We start from the raw sequence: 22593 nt of genomic DNA, 5'->3' as shown, positions 1-22593 counted from the left end.
CAAGCGCCACGAATAATTGAACATTATCATCACACTAGGCGATTAACTTAATGATTAGTCTTAACGCCGTTGGGCACAGGCTAGCAACTAAGAAGGTGATGAATGCACATAACTCAAGGTCCGCAGTTCAATGGAAAAGCATCCAAGCGATTACATGTCATGGCGAAACCTATCGGTGCAGTGTGCAATATCGATTGCACCTATTGTTATTACCTAAGCAAACAAGATTTACTTGAGTACAAGCCAGGCTGCTCACCAGTCATGGATGAGGAAACGCTAGAGACCTATATCCGTCAATATATAGCGGGACAGAATACACCTGAAATCATTTTCTCTTGGCAGGGTGGTGAGCCGACAATGCTAGGTTTGGATTATTTCAAGACAATTGTTGAGCTACAGAATAAATACCGTCCCGATGGCATTACGATCTCCAATGATCTCCAGACTAATGGCACACTGCTTAACGATGAATGGTGTGAGTTTTTAAAGGCGAACAACTTTCTCGTCGGTTTAAGCATTGATGGCCCAGAAATGATGCACAACGCTTATCGAACAAACCGAGCTGGTAGAGGCACATTCCGGCAAGTTATGAATGCGGTTGAACTATTACATAAGCACGAAGTAAAGTTTGCTACGCTCACTTGTGTTAACAACTTGACCGGCCGTAACCCACTTGAAGTGTACCGATTCTTGCGAGATGAAGTACGCTCCCCTCAAATGCAGTTTATTCCAATAGTTGAGCAGAAAACATTCAGAACAACCGCCCCTCAAACTTGGGAGCCAAACGAGCAACTAAAGCAGGGAGATAAACGGTTGATCCCAGGTCATAAAGATGCCGTTGTTGAGCCTTTTTGCGTTGCGGATGAAGCATGGGGAAATTTTCTGATCGCGATTTTCAATGAATGGGTTTTACACGATATCGGCAACGTGTTTGTGCAGTACTTTGAAGCCAGTATCGAAACCTGGATGGGCAGAAAAAACCCACTGTGTACTTTAGGTGAAATCTGCGGGAAAGGCTTAGCAATGGAGCCTAATGGTGATGTGTTTGCGTGTGATCATTACGTGTACCCAGAATATAAGGTTGGAAACATTCATCACGAAAAGCTCGATACGCTCGCTTATAGCTCTGAACAGCAGAAATTTGGGTTTGCTAAAAGTCGTACGCTGCCCCAACAGTGCCTTCAATGTGATTATCAATTTGCATGTTTTGGAGAATGTCCCAAAAACCGTTTTATCCGTACTAGGCAAGGTGAGCCTGGTCTTAATTATCTCTGCGCGGGTTGGAAGAAGTTTTTTACCCATGTTGATCAGTCGATGGCGTACATCTTACGAGCGACAGGTAACCCAGTGGTTCACGGTAAATACAGTGACCAGATTCTACGCCAGCAAGCTACTCAAACACAGACTGTGTTTGAAACGAAGTTTTAAGATAGTCACTACGCCTGCTACAGGCCCGGAAATGAAAGAATATAGGTTATTGAATGCAAAAAATTAAGCTGCTCTCTAAATCATTACTCGTGATCTCGATCGGCATTGCTACGAGTCAAGCCGTGGTGGCACAAGAAACAACATTGCTAGACCCAGATCAAGTATCGCCGACAACGGTTGTCACTCCACAAGAAGCTCAAATGACACCGGCGCAACGAGTCGAAAAGCTGTCTTATGATGCGCAAAATAAAAAGTTGTCTTCAGAAAAACGTATTGATGCTTTACGTGAGTTAGCCAACTATCCAAGCCAAAATGCATTGGTTGCAGTTGCGCGTGGGTTGCAGGATGAAGATGCAGGTATTCGCGAAGCTGCGATCGTGGGAGCACAACCATATATGATTGAGCACCGTTGGCGTTTGATTTCACCATTATTGAGTGATGACGCCGCCATGGTGCGAATTACAGCAGCGATTAACCTCGTTCGAGATTACGCCAATTTGAGTTCAGAGCAACAGCAGTCACTTGAAGGGCCTGTTTCAGAGCTGACAGCACACTTGTCCAGTAAGAACGATAATGTTTCCAAGTTATTACTTGCAGACGTTTACCGTTGGCATCGTGATTGGGATAAAGCGGCGCTGATATACCCAGAGTTAACTAAGCTTGAGCCAAACAACCCTCAAGTTTGGTTAAGCTATGCAGACAACTTCCGAGCGCAACAGCTAGACCAAAAAGCTATCAACGTGCTTGACGAGGGCATCAAGCTAAATTCAGAAGATGCCTCGCTGCATTATTCTAAATCTCTCGCTTTGGTTAGATTAGACAAAAAGAAAGAAGCGGCGTTTGAAATAGACAAAGCTGCGACGATGGCAAAGACGAACAGTTACTTTTGGTATTTAAATGGTGTTCTGCAAGAAGAGTTAGACTTGAAGAAGTCTGTCAACGCTTTTGAGCAAGCGTATTTGATATCCGGTGCTCCAGAACAATTGTATGCCGTGTGTGACATCTATGTTAGATACGGCAACCCTAAAACGGATGACTGTTTAACAGAGCTAACGAAGGTCGCTCCCGACTATGTTATTGAAGAGCTCAATCAGAAAAAGGGACGTAAAAGTGCCCCTACATCAGTTGAAGCCAATGAATTTAAACTCTAATCGTTAAATTCCATGTTTCTATTTTAATAAAATAGTGGACTAGATTGGTGACATTGTCACTTTTTTGGTGGCCGTTGCATATTTCAGTTCAATATGCGCCTGTTTCAATTGAACTATACTTTTGATTGGATTCGCACCTAGCACCTCAATATAAGGAATTAAGATGGCTATAAAGTTAAAGGCGATTGTCTTAGCAACAGGTTTTGCTCTGTCTAGTTACGCTGTTGCTGCTGATATGCAAGATCCACTTCCGTCATGGAACAACACTGACGCTAAGCAAGCTATTATGGCGTTTGTTACGAAAACAACGACCCAAGGTTCGGATTCCTATGTTCCTGAAAGCCAACGAATCGCGACGTTTGATAATGATGGAACACTTTGGGCAGAAAAGCCTGTTTATCTACAGTTGTTTTTTGCGATCGATAGAGTAAAAGAAATGGCCTCTGAGCATCCTGATTGGAAGACAACCGAACCCTTTGCTTCCGCATTAAAAGGTGACATGGAGGGGGTTGGTAAACAAGGACTCGAAGGTGTAATGAAGCTTGTTATGGCAACCCATTCTGGAATGTCTACTGAACAGTTTCATCAAGAAGTTAAGGAATGGTTGAAAACGGCTGTCCATCCAACAACGGGTAGACCATACACTGAAATGGTCTATCAACCTATGCTCGAACTGCTCGACTATTTAAGAGCTAACGACTATCAGACCTACATCGTTTCTGGAGGCGGAATTGAATTTATGCGCGTTTGGGCGCCGGAAGTATACGGCATTCCAACGCAAAACATCGTGGGAACGACGTTAAAGGCGGAATATCAAAGTGTTGATGGAAAACCTACCATCCAACGTATGCCGGAAATAGACTTTGTCAATGACAAAGCAGTAAAGCCTGTGACGATCCAAAACTTCATTGGCAAACGTCCGGTAATGGCGTTTGGTAATTCTGATGGTGATTTACAGATGTTAGAGTGGACGAAAGCAGGTTCAGGTCCAAGATTTTCTGCGATTATCCATCACACGGATGACAAGCGCGAATGGGCGTATGATAAAGATTCTCATGTTGGTAAGTTAGATAAATCGTTTAAAGTAGGTGAAGAGCAAGGTTGGCTATTTGTCGATATGAAACAAGATTGGAATCAAGTGTTTAAAGAAGCCATGAAACAATAGCTCACTAATCATGATGAACCCTACGTAGAAATTTTTGTGATGGGGGATGATGATCATCAGTACGCTTACCATTTCTCTAACAATTTATGTTCAGTGTCTGTCCCAACCATTTTTGTTGACCTACGTTGGTTATTTGATTGATATGTGGCATCATGACTTAAAACCACTTAAGTGAATTTAAGTTATGACACAAGAAGAAAGACTCGTAGCACTCAGAGCGAAGCTGGAGCAGCAAAACAAAGTAACGTTGTCTGAAGTTTGTGAGTACTTTGGTATCTCGCGAGATTCAGCTCGCCGAGACTTAGTTAAGTTGAGTCAGCAACCTGGGTTACAAAGAATACGAGGTGGTGTCATGCTTGCGCCGATCTCTTCCCATACCGAGGCATACGCGAGTCGACCCGTGAGTGACGTTAAACATCGACTGGCTCAATCTGCCGCAGCGTTGTTGGATGAGCGCGACCATCTTGTTATTGATACCAGCACCATTTTATCTCTGCTCCCACTCTATGCAGGAAAAGCGCGTTGTGGAGAAAACAAGCTCAACGTCGTTACTAACAGCATTGATGTGCTGACCGCTGCTGAGACAAACGACACAATGGACGTTTATTTCTTAGGCGGACACTTTGACCCTTATGCCAGAGCAGTTTTAGGGGCGCAAGCAGAGCAGCAAATGCAGCATTATCACGTGAACAAAGCGTTCATTGGCGTGTGTGCGTTGTCATCCCGAGGGCTGACAACAAATAGTTTGTTAGAAGCAACAATGAAACAAGCGATGATTGCTCAAGCTCAGCAGGTCATCGTCGTTTGTGAATCCCGAAAAATTGGTAGCGACAATTTCCACCACGTATGTGATTTGTCAAAGATCGACATCATTATTACAGACCATCCCCCTCAATCAGATTTTCAACAACTCCTCGATCACAATGATATTGAATGTATTGTTGTATCACCGAAATAAGGAATCTTACAATGGCTTACGATCCCGTAAAAACCGCTGTGATTGGTTACGGATATTCAGCAAAAACGTTTCATTTACCCTTCATTAAAGCGCTACCAAATTTAACGCTGAGCGCGATAAGCTCTCGTCAACAGGAGGCGGTTCAAAATGATTGGCCAGATGCTAAGTGGTTTTCTGATGCGAATACTTTACTCGATGATAGTGATGCAGAACTCGTAATCATTACTGCGCCAAATGACGTACATTACGAACTTGCAAAGCGTGCGTTGAACAATGGGAAACACGTCATCGTCGAGAAACCGTTTGTTACTCGTATAGAAGACGGTAATGAACTTATCGCCTTGGCGGAAGAGAAAGGTCTGGTGCTGAGCGTTTTTCACAATAGACGTTGGGATGGAGATTTTCTCACGGTTAAATCTCTTATCGAACAAGGTAAGTTAGGTGATATAAAGCTATTCGAGTCACACTTTGACCGTTACCGCCCTGAAGTTCGTCAACGCTGGCGAGAGCTAGCCCAAGATGGTGGTGGTATTCTATTCGACCTTGCTCCTCATCTTCTCGATCAAGCATTGGTGTTGTTTGGCTTGCCAGATGCGATAGACGCACAATGTCGAATGATGCGCCCGGGTGCGACAACGATTGATTATTACAACTTGATACTTCATTACCCTGAGCATATTGTGCACTTGCATTCAAACTTGTATAGCCCAGAGCCGAATCTCCGCTACAAAGTATTGGGTACGGAAGCTAAATATGAAAAGTTCGGATTAGATCCTCAAGAGGGCTACTTAAAAGAAGGCCGTTTGCCGGAAAACGATGCTTGGTCGGAAGAAGATGAGGCGTTATACGGCGTCCGTTACGACGAAGACGGTGCGCAAACTATCAAAACGGAGAGAGGCGCGTACCAAGCTTACTTTGTTGGTGTGGCAGATGCCATTCGTTTGGGCACTGATAACCCAGTTCCTGCCGCTCAGGCAGTACAGAATATCGCTCTGATTGAGATGGCATTGGAAAGCAGTAAAACGGGTAAAACGATTCAGGTGAAACCATGAGTTTGACGCTTGAACTCGTGGCCCTGCAAGAGCATGAACTTCAGTTGGCGGAATTTAATCACCATATTGCGTGGTCTATCGGCCTCGCTCTAAAAGAAGAGGCTGAAGCTCGCGGCGCGGCTGTTGCTATTGAGGTTTACGGCTTTGGACAAACGCTATTTCAATACGCGATGGCAGGAACCTGTGCTGATCATTTAGATTGGGTCCGTAGGAAGCGAAACTCAGTATTAAGGTATGGCCACAGCTCTTACTATCTTTCTATGTACAACAAGCAAAAGCAACGTGATTTCGAAAATCAGCCTCATCTCGATGCTCGTGAGTACTGCGCTCATGGTGGCGCGTTCCCAATTCGGCTTTCTGGGTCTGGTTTGGTTGGGGTTGTGACGGTATCGGGTTTACCGCAGTTAGATGATCATCAGCTAGTTGTGGATATATTAAAAACGATGACAGAGACAAAACCCTCTTAAACGCCAAATATGAAAGTAGCACGGTTTCTTTATCGTGCTACTGAATTCTCTTTTTAGCTCATAAAGTGTTCTTTAATGTGAGCAAATATTAACATTGATCCCAACTTACTACCTGAAAATCAAATCAATTTCATATAACCTATACGCTCATTCATATAGAAAGCCTTCAAAGTTGGCCATTGGCAATGTCTTTTAGAAGAAAAGAAAAACTCAATCTTAGAAATCTTATTGTCACCCTATGTGTGTTCAGTGTGCTTGTCACTTTGATCAACGCATTCTACTCGATTTATCGTGTTCAAAGGGATCTCATCATCAATAACACGTTAGAATCAAACCGTGTTTACGCCCAAAAAATGTCTGAAATGACAGACTCTTTCATAGAAAGCTCAATGTCGCAGCTAAAATACAGTGCGAACGTGCTAAAAGACAAGATGCATGACGCTCAGCTTCTTGATAAAGAGGCTGAGAGATTAAGAACGCAAACCAAATCATTTAACTCTGTGGTTGTCGTTAATGCAAAAGGGGTTATTATTTCTGTATCCCCTGAAACACTTCAGGTGAAAGGTGTAAGGTTAGTGGGTGAAAGAAAACGCCAGTCTTTAAACGCTCAAGCACCGGTTGTTACTGAACCATTTATATCGCCAGCTGGAAATTACTTGTTAACCATCTCATATCCTATATTTTCTCAATCTAATGAATATTTAGGTTATATCGGCGGCACTATTTATCTAGAAAAAGAAAATATTCTTGCAGAGTTACTCAGCCAGCACGCATACAAAGATGGTTCTTTCCTTTACGTTGTCGATGAGAGTAACACTCTGATTTATCACCCAGATCAGTCGAGAGTTGGTGAAGTAATCGACGATAATGAGGCAATCAAAGCGGTGACGATGGGGCAGAGCGGTAACAAAGAAATTGTTAACTCTCGCGGCGTCGAAATGCTTGCTGGTTATGCACCAGTAAAGTCATCAGGATGGGGAATTGTTGCTCAGCGCCCGAAATCGATGACGTTATCTGTGCTAGATGAACAGATGTGGAATGTTTTCCTTAAGTCGATTCCAATTGGTTTATTAACTTTGTTGCTAATTTGGTTCTTGTCCCTTCTTATTTCTAGACCACTTTGGCAGTTAGCGGGTGCTGTGCGAGGTGTCGAAGAACATTCATCATCTATCGATGATCTCAAACTGGTTAAGTCTTGGTATTTTGAGGTCTCACATTTGAAGCTTAGCTTTCTTAAAGCATTTGGTATCGTGTCAAAAACCATTGATAAGCTGCAACTGGATACATTAACAGATTCGATGACTGGATTATTGAATCGACGTGGATTAGATAAAGTTCTTGGTTTGTTTAAGCAGGAAAATACCGCGTTCTCTGTTTTGGCGCTAGATATTGACCACTTTAAGAGCGTAAACGATAACTATGGCCATGACGTGGGTGACAATTTACTTAGAGAGTTTGCGCAGTTAATGAAAGACCAAGCTCGCTCTAATGATCACCTGTGTCGTTCTGGCGGTGAAGAATTTATGATGTTTTTGGAAAAAACAGACGTAAACCACGCTATGGATGTTGCAGAGCGTATTAGACACAACGTGGAACAACATGACTTCCAGGTGGTTGGTAAAGTCACGGTTTCGTTGGGCGTTTCTCACTGGAAAGGCAATGACACACCAATTGAAGCGGTAATGAAAGACGCCGATAATGCACTTTATAAAGCGAAACATAATGGAAGAAATAGAACGGAGTTGGGTGACGACGCACAATAGATATTGCGCTTTATGCTGAACATAAAACGAGCCAGTGACTAACCTTTGCTGTTAATCGCTGGCGTAACCACTACCAATTGCGCGAAACGGCAAGCTCAGCTCTAATTCTGGAATTTGTTTACCCACCCAAGCCGGAAATGTATTGCTATTTGGCCCTGGAAACAGCGTATATTCTTCAGCCCAAGGGTATTGGTTAATAACACTTTGTATTTTAGGGATAAGCTGGCGGGCCTTTTCACCTTGTATGGAGAGGATCTTTTCTGGTTTTGCACCATACCAATATCGATCTGGCGTCCCAGTTTGGTACTGATATAGAGCGGGTTGTCCGCGATTCACTCTCCAGCCGACTACTTCATACACTGTATATTCGTTCGCATTTTCAGGCTTTATTGCAAACCATGTATGAACAGCAAACCAGCCTCGCCAACCAAACGCGTCTGCGGCGTAAAACTCAATCACAGCATGCTTAACATTGGAAGGATCGGGTGCGATACCCGCAGGTTCTCTGCTAGCGGTACGCCAATCTCCTTGAGTGCATCCACCCAGCATAACCGCGATTGACATGAGCCAAATTTTTACATGGTGAGTAAAGTTGAGAGGGTCTTTCATTTATTGCTCCTAGACCAACCGATGCTGGTAACGCTCTATTGATTTTAGCTATAAAAACGTGGCAAGTCTGATAGTTGAAATACTCTCCTTATTAAAAGAGAGAGGGAAGTTAGTGCCATAATTCCAGTTCATACGTAATAATAAGGTAAGCCGATTTGTAACATGTGGCATAGACGATGCCGTATTTCTCGAACGATTCGTCTAGTTGCGTATGAAAAAGTAAGAGGTTGTATGTATTCCTTACACGGCTACATTAATTAAAAGCATTAAAAAATAGAGGCTTACAGTGGATTTTGACTGATTGAGTGAGTTTGGGACCCTCACATTGTCTCACATTTGCTTGTTTTGGGCGGAATTTTCATCGCTCATCTTTTTGCGCGTTTAGAGTCAGCGTTCAGCTATGGCACAATAGGCGCTCACAGAACAAGTGCTGTTTGGTCATGCAAATAGCAGAAAAATAACTAGAAATAGAATAATTAATGTTTAAATCAAAAAGTATACTCGCATTAAGCATGTTCGCATTTGGCTGTTTTGCCAATCAAGATAGCGAACCAACGTCCGTTGTGCTGAACTATGGTGATTCCTCCATCAGTACTGATATTCAAGCCAATCGAAAATTTCATGTTGTCCGAGACAATGAAAGTGAGCACGTAGAATTTTCCGGCGGAATCATAAAGGAGTATTCCGATTATATTGTGAATGTTCATATCATAAGAAAAAGCAAAATACGCAGATCAAGCCGAGAGCTGAATACAACCGTACTGATGAACAGTGATCAGATTGGGAAGCCTTTAGTGATTGGCATTGAAAATGATGAGTTCACTAGTATCACTTTGCGTTAATGCTTAGTATTTATTGAATAAGAATGAGGAAATTGATGCTCTCAATACGCTGCTATCGCACCGAGGATGCCCCAACACTGTGGGCACTCTTTTACCATACTGTGCGAATCATTAATCGTCGCGATTATACGGAATCACAAGTTTCCGCTTGGGCACCATCAGATTTTGACCTCGATGTGTGGCAACGAAAAATGGACTATATTCAACCATACGTCGCGGAGATAGAAGGGCAGGTCGTTGGCTATTGTGATTTGCAAGGTGACGGCTTGATTGATCATTTCTTTTGCCATCATGAATACCAAGGACAAGGTGTTGGTCGTGATTTGATGTCTTTTCTTTTTTCACAGGCGAAAGTACAGGGGATAAAACGACTGTATTCTGAAGTGAGTATTACCGCCCGACCTTTTTACGAGAAAATGGGTTTCACAGTTAAGTCTCGACAACGTGTTGAGGTTAGGGGAGAAACCTTAACTAACTTTATGATGGAAAAGTATATTTAACTTAAATAGTGAGCATTTAGTGAGCTTGAACACAGATATAAAATGTTTTCCAATGTGAAAACGAGTTCATTGATCTCGCACCAACGTTTTGTTTGAAAACAGTGTACATAATCTTCTCTGGAACGCCATTACCGCATTTCGTCTCTGAAGGCTTAAAAACAGTCTGAAAGTTTTGGTTTTGCGGCGGGTAATAGCGTTCCAAACGCCAAATGTGTCTGGCTAACCATCTCAGGAAGAGAAATAGTACTATGCGCCCTTATCTCAAATACGTTGTTCCAACATTGATACCATTGCTTGTTTGGTTAATGCCTCTCTCTGCGTTCCCATTTGATGGCATTACTATCGTCCAGCAAAGAGTGATTGCAATCTTCTTGCTTGCCGCACTTTGCTGGGTATTCGAGCCAATTCCAATCTACGCCACTTCGGTTGTGATCATTGTCCTAGAGCTATTGCTTGTATCAAATAAAGGTATTGTGCTCTTTCGTTTGCAAGAAGGGCAGCCACATTTTGGTGAGCTATTACAATACAACGAGATAATGGCGACCTTCGCTAGTCCGATTATCATGCTCTTCCTCGGCGGTTTCTTTTTGGCTATGGCGGCGACAAAGTACAGGTTAGATGTCAACCTAGCCCGAGTGTTACTCAAACCATTTGGACAAAAACCAAAGTTCGTTATGCTGGGGTTGATGCTGATCACCGCTGTTTTTTCCATGTTTATGTCAAACACCGCAACAACAGCGATGATGTTGTCCATTTTAACCCCTGTGATAGCGGTTTTCGGGCCTAAAGACCCAGGTCGAATTGCATTCGCCTTGTGTATTCCTGTTGCAGCCAACATTGGTGGCATTGGTACTCCAATCGGCACGCCACCGAATGCCATCGCCCTAAAATATTTGGTTGGTGACAACTTAATTACGTTTGGTGAATGGATGGTATTTGGTGTGCCATTCGTTATTGTGATGATGGCGTTAGCCTGGTTTCTGATTGGCTTTTTGTATAAAGCCGAACAAACCACCATCGATCTGAACATTAAAAGCAAGTTTTTGAAAACACCCAAAGCAATAATGGTTTACGTCACCTTTGCCGGCACGATTATTCTTTGGTTGATGGGTTCTACACATGGAATGAATTCTTACACAGTAGCATTAATTCCGGTGGCAGTGTTCTCATTGACGGGCATCATCAACAAAGAAGACTTGAAGAAAATCTCTTGGGATGTGCTTTGGTTGGTGTCAGGCGGTATTGCTCTGGGCCTTGCTCTAGATAAAACCGGGCTTGCGAAGCTGGTGGTACACAGCATTCCGTTTGATCAGTTCTCGCCATATGTTGTCTTGTTTGGTGCGGCTTTCTTGTGCTTGTTAATGGCAAACTTTATGTCGCATACAGCCACAGCAAACTTGCTGATGCCGATTATGGCTGCGCTGGGTACTTCTATGGCTTCGCTAACGCCTCTCGGCGGTGAAGTTACTCTGATCTTGGTCGTGACATTTGCCGCTTCACTCGGTATGTCGTTACCAATTAGTACGCCACCAAACGCGTTAGCTCATGCAACAGGGCATGTCGAGAGCGGCCAAATGGCTCGTATCGGTGCCGTGCTAGGCGTGATTGGCGTATTACTCAGCTTTGTGATGGTGTGGATTTTACATACTGTTGGGCATATTGGATAACCCATGTACGAAACGAAGTTAGACGCGTTAGTACAACGCTACTTTAATCACCTTGAACGCCGATTAACGGTTTTATCCGGGTCGGTGCTTATTGAGCAAGCAGGCTACAACGATCGCTTGTACTATGTGCTGTCGGGAGAACTGGCGGGCTATTACGCGGAAGATGACAAGAAACCGATTCAGGTATTTTCTGCGTCTCAAGGTGCGTTTATTGGCGTACATAGTTTCTTTTCTGGTACGTGGACTGCCTCTTCGACAGTGATTGCTCAAACCGATGTTGAATTGGCTTGGATACAACGTGATACACCCGCCGTGGAAGAGGCGACATACGGGCCATTGACGACACAATTTATGCCTGTGATGGTTAACGAATTATCTCGTCGTCAACGGCGCGCAATGCAAGAGGCATTGGCTAAAGAAAAAGCACTACAAAAGCTTCATACCGCAGAGCAAATGACAACGTTGGGGCAGCTTGCAGCGGGTCTTGCTCATGAGTTGAACAATGCGATAGGCGTTGTAAGCAGTAAATCAGAACGGCTAGAGACAGTTATCATGGAACTGCTTGAAGAAGTTCATCCGGAAGCGAGTCAATTTTTTGATTTTGGTTTAATGCAAGGGCAGAAAGTCTCTTCTAGCGAAGCGAGAAAGCGGGGGCGCCACTTCGAAAAATACTACGGTTTAACCAAGGAGGTTGCTCGTGATCTTGCACGTGCCGTTCCAAATAATTTCCTTTCGGAACATTGGCTAAAAAGACCAGAAGAAGCGATACGTTTCTGGCAAATGGGGCGAGATCTCCATGACTTACGCATCGCCTCTAAACATACCGTTGGCATTGTGCGATCCGTAAAACAATTGGGGCGCACGGATATCGACTTGGATGAAGCGATTAACATCAATGATTCAATCAATCGCGCCTTGGCTCTATTGCAAAGTGACTTAAGACGAGTGAGTGTTCGTTTTAGCCCTGCGGATTTACCTGCTTTTATTGGTTCTCAAACCGAACTCGTCCAAGTTTGGGTAAATATCTTAAAGAATGCGTGCGATGCACTTGATGAAACGGAGAAACCCGGTATCGAAATACATACTCGGGAGAGTAAGGGTAAAATTTTGGTCACGATTGCTAACAACGGACCAGAAATTGATGAAGCGACACGTAGAAAAATTTTCCGGCCAAACTTCACCACTAAAAAGGGGGGATTGTCGTTTGGTTTAGGGTTAGGTCTGTCGATTGTGAAGCGCATTATCGCCGGATATAACGGCTCTATTGTGGTAAAGAGCGACAGTGAAAAAACGATTTTTAGAATCAAGTTACCAGTAGAGGGTGAACATGGAGAAGCTTAATGTAATTTGCGTTGATGACCAACGAGAGGTACTAAGCGCGGTTCTACAAGATTTAGAGCCGTTAAATCAATGGTTGAATGTCGAAGACTGCGAATCAGCAGGTGAGGCTCTAGAACTGATGGATGAATTTGATGCAGAAGGCGAGATGATCGCATTGATTATTTCCGATCATGTGATGCCAGGTAAAACGGGAGTAGAACTGCTGACCGATGTATCAAAAGACGGTCGTTTTGGCTTTACGAGGAAAGTGCTTCTTACCGGGCAAGCGACGCACACCGATACGATTAATGCGATCAACTCCGCAGGCATTGACCGCTACTTTGAAAAACCATGGCAAGCAAGCCAATTAATAGAGTGCGTTAGAAACCTGGTGACCCAATATATCTTTGATGTGGGCTTAGATTACACTCAGTATCACGAACATTTAGATCAGAGTGTGGTGTTTGAACGTCTACGTTAATCGGGGGACATTAAGCTTGTTTTCGTCACGGCCAGTTAGTGTCTGAAATCTATAGTGAATAGTTCAGCATGTTTAACGTGGCCGTGCGGAATATTGCTCTAGTATGCTTAACTCAACGAATAGCGGCTTGCACTGGCAACAGAAAGTGGCTTAGAGAACCAATAACCTTGCAGATAATCGACGCCCATTTCGGTAAAAAATTCACACATTTTGGCGTCTTCAATTCCCTCAATCACTACTTCAATATTATTTTCCTGACACATAGTGATAAGAAACTTCAGATATTCTTGTGAAGAGCGGTTGGTTAGTGTTTTCCACGCCATCGACCTATCAATTTTGATTTGTGTCATCGGGAGGTCGAAGAAGCTATTTAATGAACTGTAACCCGATCCAAAGTCATCCAGAGAGAGTGCAAATCCTAGTTCCCTGAGGGTATTCAGAGGGGCAATGGCTGTCTGATTATTATCCAAAATAAACGTTTCTGTTAGTTCCAACACAATAGACTCAGGATCGACACCAACCTCATCCGCCATGGCTTTAATTCGCGCAGGGAATTCACTATTCATTAACTGAAGTACAGAAACATTCACGTTTACACGAACTTGGTTTTGGTAACGCTCACGGTAGTTTTTGATAAATTCACACGCTTTGGCAAAGACTTGATATCCGAGTTCGACAATCAAACCTTTGTTCTCTGCGACGGGGATGAATTCGTCTGGATAAATTTCGCCAAACTCTTTGCTACGCCAGCGAACCAGAGATTCGAAGCTCACTACTTTTGAGCTTTTGGCGTCAATAATTGGCTGAAACTTAACGCTTAATGTCTGTTTTTCAAGTGCACTTTTTAGACCTTGCTCAATAAAGAAATAACGGTCTACGGCATGCTGAGTTTTCTCACTGTAAACCGCAACACGGTCTTTATTCTGCTCGCTTGCGTACTGACAAGTTCGTGCTGCTTTACGTAATATTTCCTCTGCTGAGTGACTTGGATCTATGCAAGGATACAAACCAATACTAATGTTACTTCCTAAGTATTGGCCCTCTTCAATCACTGCCTCGTGGTAGGTTTCCTTTAAACTTTCGGCGTAACTTTGCAGCGTTTCTACCGAGCATTCATCGTGAATCAAAATCGCAAAGTCATCATCATGTACGCGATATACAGAACTATTTGGAGAAGGTAGGTGACTGAGAGTTTGTAGCAATTTTTCCACTAACCCATCGACCAACTCGCTGCCATATTGATTTAAGTAAGATTTAATCTCTTCTATCTGAATGTAACAGATAGATGCACAAGAATCGGTGGCTCGCACACTATCTTCAATATCCAGCAAGAGATGGGCGCGATTAGCCATACCTGACGCATTGTCATGAAATGCGACTTGATGAATGTAGCTTTCCATCAGCTTGCGTTCAGAAATATCACGGTGGCTACCAACCATATAATGACCATGTTCTGTTTCTTTGGTCATGGCTACGCCTTCAATCCAGACGTACTGTCCATTGGGTTTACGCACGCGGTAGGTCGTTGTGACCCTCGTGTTGTTGGTAATGATGTGAGCATCGACCCGAGTGGAGAGTCTTTCTCGATCGAGAGGGTGAACAAGGTCTAACCATTGCTCTAAGCTGATTCGACCAGCGTTGATACCAAGCTGCTCATAAAAGCCCTTGTTATAAAATACCATGGTGCCAAACTCATCCATGTAAAAGAGGCCTTCGTTAAATACATCGAAGATATGAATGAATCGTTCTTCGACGATTTTTAGGAACTCTCGGTCACTATCTGAGACTTGTTGGTCAAATATGGTGGTCAAGATATTTCCTCCTCGAGCCTTTTAGCATCAGAGATGAGTGTTGGAGTTGATAACATAGAGTTGATCTGCTGGCGTACATTACAATCACAAAAGTGTCAGTTCAAATTGTTTGGCTATCATTTTATGCGCTACTAGGTTAATAACATACTAAGATTAGGCGGCTAATCATCGACATTTATAAAAAATAGTCAACAGTAAAAATCATTTATAAAATACAGTTATTGATGCCGTCCGCAATCTATAAATATTTATGAATAATTATCCTAAAGTTATTTTCAGTTGTGTCGGTATCAATGTGCTGTTTTCTAACGTCATTTGTATATATGTTATCTTGGATAAAACCATAATAACAAAAAGGACTTAATGAGCGCGACCGATTATTAATTGACAGGATGCTCATTAATTGTAATCAATTCAAATTTATTATCACGCCAAGTAATCAAATCTCTTATAATGCGGACGTTAATATCGAGTAAGCCTTCTTTATATGCAGTACGATCCGAAAAATTCAATCAAAATTGCGCTCGCTGATATCGGCGTTGGTATGTTTGTTACCGCGATAGAGCACAACAAGCGCGTCAATTTAGCCAATGCAGGGCGGATATCTAGCCCTGAAGGCATTAAGAAGCTTGCTACAAGTGGCGTAAAGTATGTTTGGGTAGATCAAACATTATCTTCGCAGCAGTGTGTCTTCAAGCCTGTAGATGAATCAACTGATGCCACTAAAGAGACGAGAGAGCAGAAACACTCAGATTTTAAGAGGGGTCAACGAACTTATCGTTCGAGAGACATCCAACACAAGCGAGCCAAAAAGCTGATCGCCGAAGCAAAAGATTTGGCGCAGAAACTATTGAATCAAACTTTTGAAGGAAAAATCATTGAAGTTGATGAAGTAGAAGCTTGGGCTGACGATGTCATTGAAAGTGTTTTGATTGACTCAGATGCGTTGCAGTGTGTCTCTGCACTCCGAAAAAAAGACTCTTACTTATTGGAACACTCCGTCAATGTCGCTTGTCTTTTAGTGTCATTCGGTAAGTACTTGGGCTTGGATAAGCCAACGCTAAAACAGCTTGCTGTAGGTGGCATTATTCATGATGTAGGTAAAATTAAAGTCGATGATAAGATCTTGCACAAGCCAGCGAAGCTAACGCCTGAAGAATTTGAACATATGAAGCTACATCAAGTGTTCGCAGGTGAGATTATCCTTCACGTAAAAGGACTTAGTGACGTAAGCCGTGATGTTTGTTTGATGCACCACGAGAAGTTAGATGGCAATGGTTATCCTAGAGGCTTGAAGGGGGAGGAGATTCCAATTCACGGCCGTATGAGCTGTATTGTAGATATCTACGATGCGCTAACGGCTGATCGCTGTTACAAAAAAGGCATGAGTTCTGCCGAAGCGTTTAAAATCTTGTTGAGTCTAACGCCATTTCATTTAGACGCCGACTTAGTTTACAAATTCATTAATTGCATTGGGATGTACCCCGTAGGCTCTATTGTCGAGTTGAACGATGGGCGTGTTGGTATTGTTTGGTCTTCAAATGAATCTCAAGCATTAAAGCCAGAAGTGAAATGTTTCTACTCCCGCAAGTATAAACGATACATTGATGTCACGATGGTGGATTTAAAAACGAGTGCGTACAAAATTGAAAGAGCGATAGCGCCTTCATCGTTAGAGATCGATCCTAAGCCTTTTTATGATTAAGAGAAATAGATAAGCTTATACAACAGGCTTTACATCCTTGCATGTAGATCGTATTTTATTTGCATAACTATCTATTAATTTTTTCTAAGTTGTTTAGATGCAAGATGGTTATTAAGACCTCGGCTTCATGGATAGAAACCGGGCGATAAAATAGTTCTATACACAATGGGCTATAAACCTCATTTTGCTGGAAGGGATGCCAATGCAAATAGATACATGGATTTTTTACACTCTTGCTATTCTCGTGCTCACAGCTTCACCAGGACCAAGCTCACTGTTGTGTTTAAGTAAAGGAGTGAGTAGTGGGTTTCGTATTGCTTTCATGACTGCGCTTGGCAGTTTGTCTGCGATTACGATCATCCTTACGCTCTCATTTACCGGGCTGGGAGTTGTCATTGCTTCATCTGAGTTAGTTTTTAATATTATCAAATGGTGTGGCGCCGCTTATTTAATCTGGTTAGGTATTCAAGCGTTGCGCTCATCTCAGACAGATTTTAATAAAACGGCAACGACTCAAAGTTCCGCGACAGCGTTTAGCGCGTTCACTAGTGGTTTCATTGTTGGCGCTAGTAATCCCAAAGCGATAGTCTTTTTCACCGCTTTGTTTCCTCAATTCATAGAACCTTCCGCACCGCTACTGTCTCAATACGCGATTTTCGCGTCTACATTTGTGGTTTTTGAGCTTAGCTGGCTAACATTTTATGCATTGTTAGGGGTAAAAGCCTCCGATTGGTTGTTTGTCGCTGGAAGAGCGAAGTTGTTTAATCGTTTGACTGGGGGAGTATTTATTGGTGCAGGCGTGATGTTGTCGACGGCAAACCGATAAATAAGACAGACTTCGGTACGCAGTTAGGTTTTCCCATATAGTAAGTTGGAATGCGCTAATTTAGCTTTGTCTTATTTCCAGAATGGAAATAGACGTTTTGTTTATTTTCATTAGTGGCAACAGCCAAGCAGGAGTAAAATCACGTTACTCTTTAGGGGTAGAGCTCGTATTTTGTCTTGTGGGCTTGTGGTTACTTTGTAGGAATATCTTAGATGACAAGCCTTTCTAAACTACAACAACGTTTTCTAGATATCGCGACCGACGTCCGTCTTTCTCCAAAACAGAAGTCGAGTTTTTTAGCTTTAGAGGCTGAAGCGTGCATTCCTTACATGACCGTATCTCCATCACTGAGACAAGCAATGGATGAAGGCATCATCTGCGATATGTTTGAAGGTCATGCACCGTTTAAACCTCGCTATGTGTTGCCTGATTACGCTAAATTTCTATCGCAAGGCTCAGACTATTTAGAGTTGTCTCCGGCTGATGATTTCGATGATGCGTTGAACATGCTGACCATCATTTACCATCATGTTCCTTCGGTAACGAACATTCCGGTTTACTTAGGCCAGTTAGATGATGTCTTGTTGCCTTACATAGGCGACCTAACAGAGAGCCAGATTTACAAAAAGTTAAAACATTTTTGGATCATGCTGGATCGCACATTGCCAGATGCGTTTATGCATGTGAATGTCGGACCGACAGACAACATTATTTGTCGCACTGTTTTAAAAGTAGATGCGGAGCTCAAGCAGATCGCACCGAATCTCACCTTTATGTACGACGAGACAGTTACACCTGATGATTTACTTCGTCAAGCGACACAGAACATTTGTGAATGCAGTAAACCGCATATCGCCAATTACCCAATGCACACGAAAGCCTACAACGGCTCACGCTTTGGTATTGTAAGTTGCTACAACTCGCTTCCATTAGCAGGTGGCTCGAACACATTGGTGCGAATGAATTTAAAAGAAGTTGCAAAACGAGCATCAGACTGTAACGACTTCTTAAACAGTGCGTTGCCTTCTTACCATCGATTAATGGTCGAGCTCATAAACGCAAGAAGCACGCACTTGCATGAAAAATCGAACTTCTTTCAAGGCTTTTTGACGCAAGAAGGGTTGATAAAAGAGTCCTATTTCGCGCCAATGTATGGCGTTTACGGCATGGCCGAAGCGGTAAACCTTCTATTTGAAAAAGAAGGGCAAATAGGGCGATACGGAAAAAATGATCGAGCAAATACTTTTGCTCATGATGTTTCAGCAACACTGGCTAAACTGGTGGACTCAACCCCGGTGAAATATGGTTTAGATGGCAAAGCGCTCTTACATGCACAAGGCGGCATTAGCTTAGATCATGATGTTACGCCAGGTGTACGTCTGCCTTATGGTGCAGAGCCAGACCCTGTCACTTATGTACAAGCAACGGCGAAGCATCATCAGTATTATCGTGCGGGTATCAGCGATATTTTGACGATTGATGAAACGGTGAAATCTAACCCAGAAGCGATGTTCAATTTATGTAAAGGGGCACTAAATGCTGGTTATCGTGAGTTTACCGCGAATGTCACTTCAAATGACTTAATTCGCGTGACAGGCTACATGATCAAACTTTCAGATGTCGCGAAATATGATAAAGAAGGTTCGAGAACCAACACGACGTTTCTAGGTGCAGAAGCAGCAAAAAATACCAAAATTTTAGAACGCTCGCCACGTGTGGTGAGTCATGAAGTAACACCGACTTACACGCAGGCATAAGTTCGGTTTAGGAAAGAACAAGATGTCTAGACGAAGTGGAAGCCTTTTGGCAAAAGTCACTCGTATCCTTCCTTTCTCTTGTGTTGATGGGCCAGGAAATCGTCTAGTCATCTTTCTACAGGGTTGTAACTATCAGTGTTTGAACTGCCACAATCCTCACACGATAAACCATTGTAATCATTGTGGTGAGTGTGTGAGTGAATGTTCAGCAGGCGCATTGAAGTTCGACGAAAACAACAACGTTGTTTGGCTTAAAGAGGAGTGCACCCACTGCGATCATTGTATAGAGATATGTCAGAACCAATCTAATCCAAAAATTACTGACTACTCTGTAGTAACAATGCTCGATTTGATACGCAAACATCGCTTTTTCATCAGTGGTGTTACTGTATCCGGTGGGGAATCTACCTTACAACTTCCTTTCATTATTGAGCTGTTTAAAGGGATAAAACAAGATCCTGAATTACGGCACCTCTCTTGTTTCATCGACAGTAACGGTTCTTTAGCGGTTGCTGGCTGGCAGCGTATTCTACCTTTTCTGGATGGCGCAATGATCGATTTGAAAGCGTGGCAGACGGAGACGCATCAGTGGCTAACTGGGCGTGATAATCATCGTGTATTTAAAACCCTTCAGTACCTTGTTGAGCACGAAAAATTGTACGAGGTCCGCTTACTGCATATTCCCCAAAAAAGTGATTTAGATATAGAAATCGTAGCAATTGGACGTTACTTGAGTACTCTTCCTGAATCGGTGATTATACGTTTAAATGCCTTTCAGCATCACGGAGTAGTGGGGGAGGCGTTAACTTGGGATATGTGCTCTCATCATGATATCGAACGCTTAAAATCAGAGCTTCGATGCTACGTGAGTAACCCTATCACAGTGCCGACAGTACTCACGTAGTACCGTTGTTTATCTATGCTTACGCATCACAGGCATCTAACATGGCGCAGGCGTCGAGTAATTGTTGCTGCAACCATTTTAAAGCGGGATCGTTTAAGCTCGCTTTGTTCCAAACGAGGCTGTAGGCTACCTGTCCGTAATCGAATGGAAGAGCTTGTTCAACCAAACCTTTTGCTTGCATTGCCGCTCTTGCCCAAAGCTTGGAGCATGTGAACAAGTAATCCGAGTGCTGACACATCACCGCAGCTGAACCAAAGTCGGCTACACGCATGGCCAAGTTTCGCTTTGAATGCCTTTGGGTGAGATTTTGCTCAAAATAAGGTTGTGACAGATCTTTATCATGAATACCGATGTGTCTTGCACAAAGGTAACTTTCAACAGATAAGGGTTGCTCAGCGAGTGGGTTCGATGCTCTCATTAAGCAAACCATTTCGTCTTTCAAAATGGTTTTCCAGACCAAGTCTTTATTTTGTGTGGGTGGTTGGCTGAGATCGTGAGGAAGCAACAAAAAATCCACTTGACCTCTTGCTAATGCATCGAAGCTCATTTCCTCTTTCGCATGGACATTCAAGTGCGCGTGGTTGCTCAGTTGTTGGGACAAGTGCTGTAGAACTGGCGCAAAGAGCTCAAATGAACTTTCACGCATTGCTAATGAAAAACTACCTTGATAGTAAGCCGGATTGAAAGAGCCTTGATGTAATAATCCATTCATACTGGAGAGTATGCCATGGATTGATGGGCCTATATGCAGCGCAAATGCTGTCGGCACTAAGCGAGTGCCATCACGGTAAAAAAGGTCATCCTTTAGCGTTTCGCGCAACTGTCCGAGCGTTTTACTGACGCTCGATGGTGTTACACACAAGCGTTCTGCCGCAAGTGTGACGCTGTGAGTGGTTAACAACATATGTAAAACAGTTAGATGTTTAAGGCTTATACGCGAAAGAGCAATGTAGTCCATAAATAGCATGGTTTCTTATGATTTTTGGCAGTATATCAGCATGAAACAAATTTTTACTATTGTTTATCTCGGAAACACGCCTGTTTCTCTTTGAGCTCAATGCATTTAATGGGTTGCATAAGGGTTGATGGTGCTTATAAGTCTAGAAATTTATCTTAGTTTTGTTGGACTTTAATGCTTTCATTTATTCAATTCTAAAGCTTCTATGTAATTTTAATCAATTTGGAGGAGTTGATTGATTTGTACACGAATTAAACTTGTTCCTTGTTAATTAAAATAGATATTGTTTTGTTGATTGTTTGGTGATTTACTCATGATCCCTCAGTAACAAAGGTATAAATAATTAATGGACGACCCCTTTAGTCGGCAAAACCCTTCACCATATGTCTTCTTATTATTGGAGACATGCTCATGCTAGAACTTTTTATGCAACCAGAAGCTTGGGCTATTTTCGCCACTTTGTTTGCGCTTGAAGTTGTCTTAGGCGTTGATAACGTCGTTTTTATCTCTGTCTTATGTGAAAGACTGCCGCTGCACCAACGTAAGCTGGCAAGAAACCTTGGTATTGGTCTTGCTGTTATTGCTCGTATTGGTTTAGTGTTTTCAATCTCTTGGATCATGCAACTGACTCAACCGCTATTTTCTTTGGCGAACCAAGCGTTTACCGGAAGAGACGTCATCATGATTGCGGGTGGTGCATTCCTCTTGGCTAAAAGCCTGAAAGAGTTGTGGAGTTGGTTAAATCACAACGAGTCTGCTCACTCAACTCACGCCCGTACTGGTTTAGCGGTAGTTCTGTTGCAGATTGTTGCCGTGGATGCTGTATTCTCGATGGACTCGGTGATAACCGCCGTTGGTTTAACAAGTGATGTCCCACTTATGGTCGCAGCGATTGTTTCTTCTGCTATCGTGATGGTCATGACAGCAGAAAAAATCAATAACCTGGTGTCGTGTTACCCTGGTTTTAAGACACTTGCTTTGTTATTCCTCGTTTTGTTAGGTGGTTTATTGATGGCAGAAGGCTTCGAAATTCATATCAACAAAGGTTATGTGTACTTTGCGATGGCATTCGGCTTAATTCTGGAACTTTGCCATATCCAGTTAAAAAACAAACAACGCCCGACTATTAAACGTCTTAGTCCGTTGCGAGTTCATCCAACCAGATTAGATGCTCGTCAATAATATAAAAATGCCGCTCATATGAGCGGCATTTTTATATTCGTCATCAC

Annotated in this window: 20 protein-coding genes; 17 read left to right on the top strand and 3 right to left on the bottom strand. The window is 42.8% G+C overall.

From position 1 onward, the window contains the following. Positions 1 to 102 precede the first annotated feature (102 nt). From R7O13_RS08975 to R7O13_RS08945, 7 genes are all read left to right on the top strand, one after another. On the top strand, positions 103 to 1428 hold the full coding sequence (locus R7O13_RS08975) for an anaerobic sulfatase maturase (protein WP_104975283.1): 1326 nt from the start codon (positions 103 to 105) through the stop codon (positions 1426 to 1428). A gap of 53 nt (positions 1429 to 1481) precedes the next feature. Further along, positions 1482 to 2579 carry a hypothetical protein gene (locus R7O13_RS08970; protein WP_213966586.1) on the top strand — a complete coding sequence of 366 codons (1098 nt, stop codon included), beginning with the start codon at positions 1482 to 1484 and terminating at the stop codon, positions 2577 to 2579. Positions 2580 to 2742: 163 nt separating this feature from the next. After that, a complete protein-coding gene (locus R7O13_RS08965; protein WP_318303624.1) occupies positions 2743 to 3744 on the top strand; it encodes an HAD family hydrolase in 1002 nt (333 codons plus the stop codon). Positions 3745 to 3928: 184 nt separating this feature from the next. After that, on the top strand, positions 3929 to 4702 hold the full coding sequence (locus tag R7O13_RS08960; protein WP_053306490.1) for a DeoR/GlpR family DNA-binding transcription regulator: 774 nt from the start codon (positions 3929 to 3931) through the stop codon (positions 4700 to 4702). 11 nt (positions 4703 to 4713) lie between these two features. Then, positions 4714 to 5754: an oxidoreductase gene (locus R7O13_RS08955; protein ID WP_005377752.1), complete on the top strand. Its 1041-nt coding sequence runs from the start codon at positions 4714 to 4716 to the stop codon at positions 5752 to 5754. Beyond that, positions 5751 to 6221, top strand: coding sequence for a heme-degrading domain-containing protein (locus tag R7O13_RS08950; RefSeq protein WP_151514744.1), 471 nt, complete (start codon positions 5751 to 5753; stop codon positions 6219 to 6221). Before R7O13_RS08955 ends, R7O13_RS08950 begins: the two co-directional genes overlap by 4 nt. Positions 6222 to 6406: 185 nt before the next feature. Then, positions 6407 to 7984 carry a sensor domain-containing diguanylate cyclase gene (locus R7O13_RS08945; protein ID WP_005389121.1) on the top strand — a complete coding sequence of 526 codons (1578 nt, stop codon included), beginning with the start codon at positions 6407 to 6409 and terminating at the stop codon, positions 7982 to 7984. 51 nt (positions 7985 to 8035) lie between these two features. Here R7O13_RS08945 and R7O13_RS08940 read toward each other — a convergent pair whose 3' ends face one another. After that, complete coding sequence (locus R7O13_RS08940) at positions 8036 to 8593, bottom strand: DUF3750 domain-containing protein (RefSeq protein ID WP_005377749.1); 558 nt, start codon at positions 8591 to 8593, stop codon at positions 8036 to 8038. 479 nt (positions 8594 to 9072) lie between these two features. Here R7O13_RS08940 and R7O13_RS08935 point away from each other — a divergent pair, with 479 nt between their 5' ends. From R7O13_RS08935 to R7O13_RS08915, 5 genes are all read left to right on the top strand, one after another. Then, positions 9073 to 9435, top strand: coding sequence for a hypothetical protein (locus R7O13_RS08935; protein ID WP_025766707.1), 363 nt, complete (start codon positions 9073 to 9075; stop codon positions 9433 to 9435). A 35-nt stretch (positions 9436 to 9470) separates the two neighbouring features. After that, positions 9471 to 9935, top strand: a complete 465-nt coding sequence (locus R7O13_RS08930) for a GNAT family N-acetyltransferase (protein WP_238844423.1) — start codon at positions 9471 to 9473, stop codon at positions 9933 to 9935. A 248-nt stretch (positions 9936 to 10183) separates the two neighbouring features. Next, positions 10184 to 11602 (top strand): SLC13 family permease, encoded by a 1419-nt coding sequence (locus R7O13_RS08925; RefSeq protein WP_182017046.1) that lies wholly within the window; start codon positions 10184 to 10186, stop codon positions 11600 to 11602. Positions 11603 to 11605: 3 nt separating this feature from the next. Further along, on the top strand, positions 11606 to 12943 hold the full coding sequence (locus tag R7O13_RS08920; RefSeq protein WP_238844424.1) for an ATP-binding protein: 1338 nt from the start codon (positions 11606 to 11608) through the stop codon (positions 12941 to 12943). Beyond that, positions 12930 to 13403: a response regulator gene (locus R7O13_RS08915; RefSeq protein WP_005377744.1), complete on the top strand. Its 474-nt coding sequence runs from the start codon at positions 12930 to 12932 to the stop codon at positions 13401 to 13403. The genes R7O13_RS08920 and R7O13_RS08915 overlap by 14 nt, the downstream gene beginning before the upstream one ends. A 107-nt stretch (positions 13404 to 13510) precedes the next feature. Here R7O13_RS08915 and R7O13_RS08910 read toward each other — a convergent pair whose 3' ends face one another. Further along, the gene (locus R7O13_RS08910) at positions 13511 to 15214 is read right to left on the bottom strand and encodes a putative bifunctional diguanylate cyclase/phosphodiesterase (RefSeq protein WP_005377743.1); all 1704 of its coding nucleotides are present in this window, start codon (positions 15212 to 15214) and stop codon (positions 13511 to 13513) included. 487 nt (positions 15215 to 15701) lie between these two features. Between R7O13_RS08910 and R7O13_RS08905 the strand changes: the two genes are divergently transcribed. The 4 genes from R7O13_RS08905 to R7O13_RS08890 all read left to right on the top strand — a co-directional run bounded on the left by R7O13_RS08905 (position 15702) and on the right by R7O13_RS08890 (position 20406). Then, positions 15702 to 16919: an HD-GYP domain-containing protein gene (locus R7O13_RS08905; protein ID WP_025766705.1), complete on the top strand. Its 1218-nt coding sequence runs from the start codon at positions 15702 to 15704 to the stop codon at positions 16917 to 16919. A 202-nt stretch (positions 16920 to 17121) separates the two neighbouring features. Then, positions 17122 to 17745, top strand: coding sequence for a LysE family translocator (locus R7O13_RS08900; RefSeq protein ID WP_025766704.1), 624 nt, complete (start codon positions 17122 to 17124; stop codon positions 17743 to 17745). A 212-nt stretch (positions 17746 to 17957) separates the two neighbouring features. After that, positions 17958 to 19502, top strand: coding sequence for a YjjI family glycine radical enzyme (locus R7O13_RS08895; protein ID WP_053350580.1), 1545 nt, complete (start codon positions 17958 to 17960; stop codon positions 19500 to 19502). Positions 19503 to 19524: 22 nt separating this feature from the next. Then, positions 19525 to 20406 (top strand): YjjW family glycine radical enzyme activase, encoded by an 882-nt coding sequence (locus tag R7O13_RS08890; RefSeq protein WP_031778972.1) that lies wholly within the window; start codon positions 19525 to 19527, stop codon positions 20404 to 20406. A gap of 19 nt (positions 20407 to 20425) precedes the next feature. On the opposite strand, the gene R7O13_RS08885 is transcribed toward R7O13_RS08890, so the two are convergent. Next, positions 20426 to 21364 (bottom strand): LysR family transcriptional regulator, encoded by a 939-nt coding sequence (locus tag R7O13_RS08885; protein ID WP_005377737.1) that lies wholly within the window; start codon positions 21362 to 21364, stop codon positions 20426 to 20428. A gap of 411 nt (positions 21365 to 21775) precedes the next feature. Between R7O13_RS08885 and R7O13_RS08880 the strand changes: the two genes are divergently transcribed. After that, entirely contained in the window at positions 21776 to 22546 is a 771-nt protein-coding gene (locus tag R7O13_RS08880; RefSeq protein ID WP_318303615.1) for a TerC family protein, read from the top strand. Positions 22547 to 22593: the final 47 nt, after the last annotated feature.

Source organism: Vibrio sp. Y176 (assembly GCF_033438945.1).
This window is presented reverse-complemented; position numbering and strand designations above follow the sequence as displayed.

Bases quoted from the DNA above. Each gene is read 5' to 3' on its own strand.
- R7O13_RS08975 (WP_104975283.1), top strand. From the start codon at position 103: ATGCACATAACTCAAGGTCCGCAGTTCAATGGAAAAGCATCCAAGCGA.
- R7O13_RS08970 (WP_213966586.1), top strand. From the start codon at position 1,482: ATGCAAAAAATTAAGCTGCTCTCTAAATCATTACTCGTGATCTCGATC.
- R7O13_RS08965 (WP_318303624.1), top strand. From the start codon at position 2,743: ATGGCTATAAAGTTAAAGGCGATTGTCTTAGCAACAGGTTTTGCTCTG.
- R7O13_RS08960 (WP_053306490.1), top strand. From the start codon at position 3,929: ATGACACAAGAAGAAAGACTCGTAGCACTCAGAGCGAAGCTGGAGCAG.
- R7O13_RS08955 (WP_005377752.1), top strand. From the start codon at position 4,714: ATGGCTTACGATCCCGTAAAAACCGCTGTGATTGGTTACGGATATTCA.
- R7O13_RS08950 (WP_151514744.1), top strand. From the start codon at position 5,751: ATGAGTTTGACGCTTGAACTCGTGGCCCTGCAAGAGCATGAACTTCAG.
- R7O13_RS08945 (WP_005389121.1), top strand. From the start codon at position 6,407: ATGTCTTTTAGAAGAAAAGAAAAACTCAATCTTAGAAATCTTATTGTC.
- R7O13_RS08940 (WP_005377749.1), bottom strand. From the start codon at position 8,593: ATGAAAGACCCTCTCAACTTTACTCACCATGTAAAAATTTGGCTCATG.
- R7O13_RS08935 (WP_025766707.1), top strand. From the start codon at position 9,073: ATGTTTAAATCAAAAAGTATACTCGCATTAAGCATGTTCGCATTTGGC.
- R7O13_RS08930 (WP_238844423.1), top strand. From the start codon at position 9,471: ATGCTCTCAATACGCTGCTATCGCACCGAGGATGCCCCAACACTGTGG.
- R7O13_RS08925 (WP_182017046.1), top strand. From the start codon at position 10,184: ATGCGCCCTTATCTCAAATACGTTGTTCCAACATTGATACCATTGCTT.
- R7O13_RS08920 (WP_238844424.1), top strand. From the start codon at position 11,606: ATGTACGAAACGAAGTTAGACGCGTTAGTACAACGCTACTTTAATCAC.
- R7O13_RS08915 (WP_005377744.1), top strand. From the start codon at position 12,930: ATGGAGAAGCTTAATGTAATTTGCGTTGATGACCAACGAGAGGTACTA.
- R7O13_RS08905 (WP_025766705.1), top strand. From the start codon at position 15,702: ATGCAGTACGATCCGAAAAATTCAATCAAAATTGCGCTCGCTGATATC.
- R7O13_RS08900 (WP_025766704.1), top strand. From the start codon at position 17,122: ATGCAAATAGATACATGGATTTTTTACACTCTTGCTATTCTCGTGCTC.
- R7O13_RS08895 (WP_053350580.1), top strand. From the start codon at position 17,958: ATGACAAGCCTTTCTAAACTACAACAACGTTTTCTAGATATCGCGACC.
- R7O13_RS08890 (WP_031778972.1), top strand. From the start codon at position 19,525: ATGTCTAGACGAAGTGGAAGCCTTTTGGCAAAAGTCACTCGTATCCTT.
- R7O13_RS08885 (WP_005377737.1), bottom strand. From the start codon at position 21,364: ATGGACTACATTGCTCTTTCGCGTATAAGCCTTAAACATCTAACTGTT.
- R7O13_RS08880 (WP_318303615.1), top strand. From the start codon at position 21,776: ATGCTAGAACTTTTTATGCAACCAGAAGCTTGGGCTATTTTCGCCACT.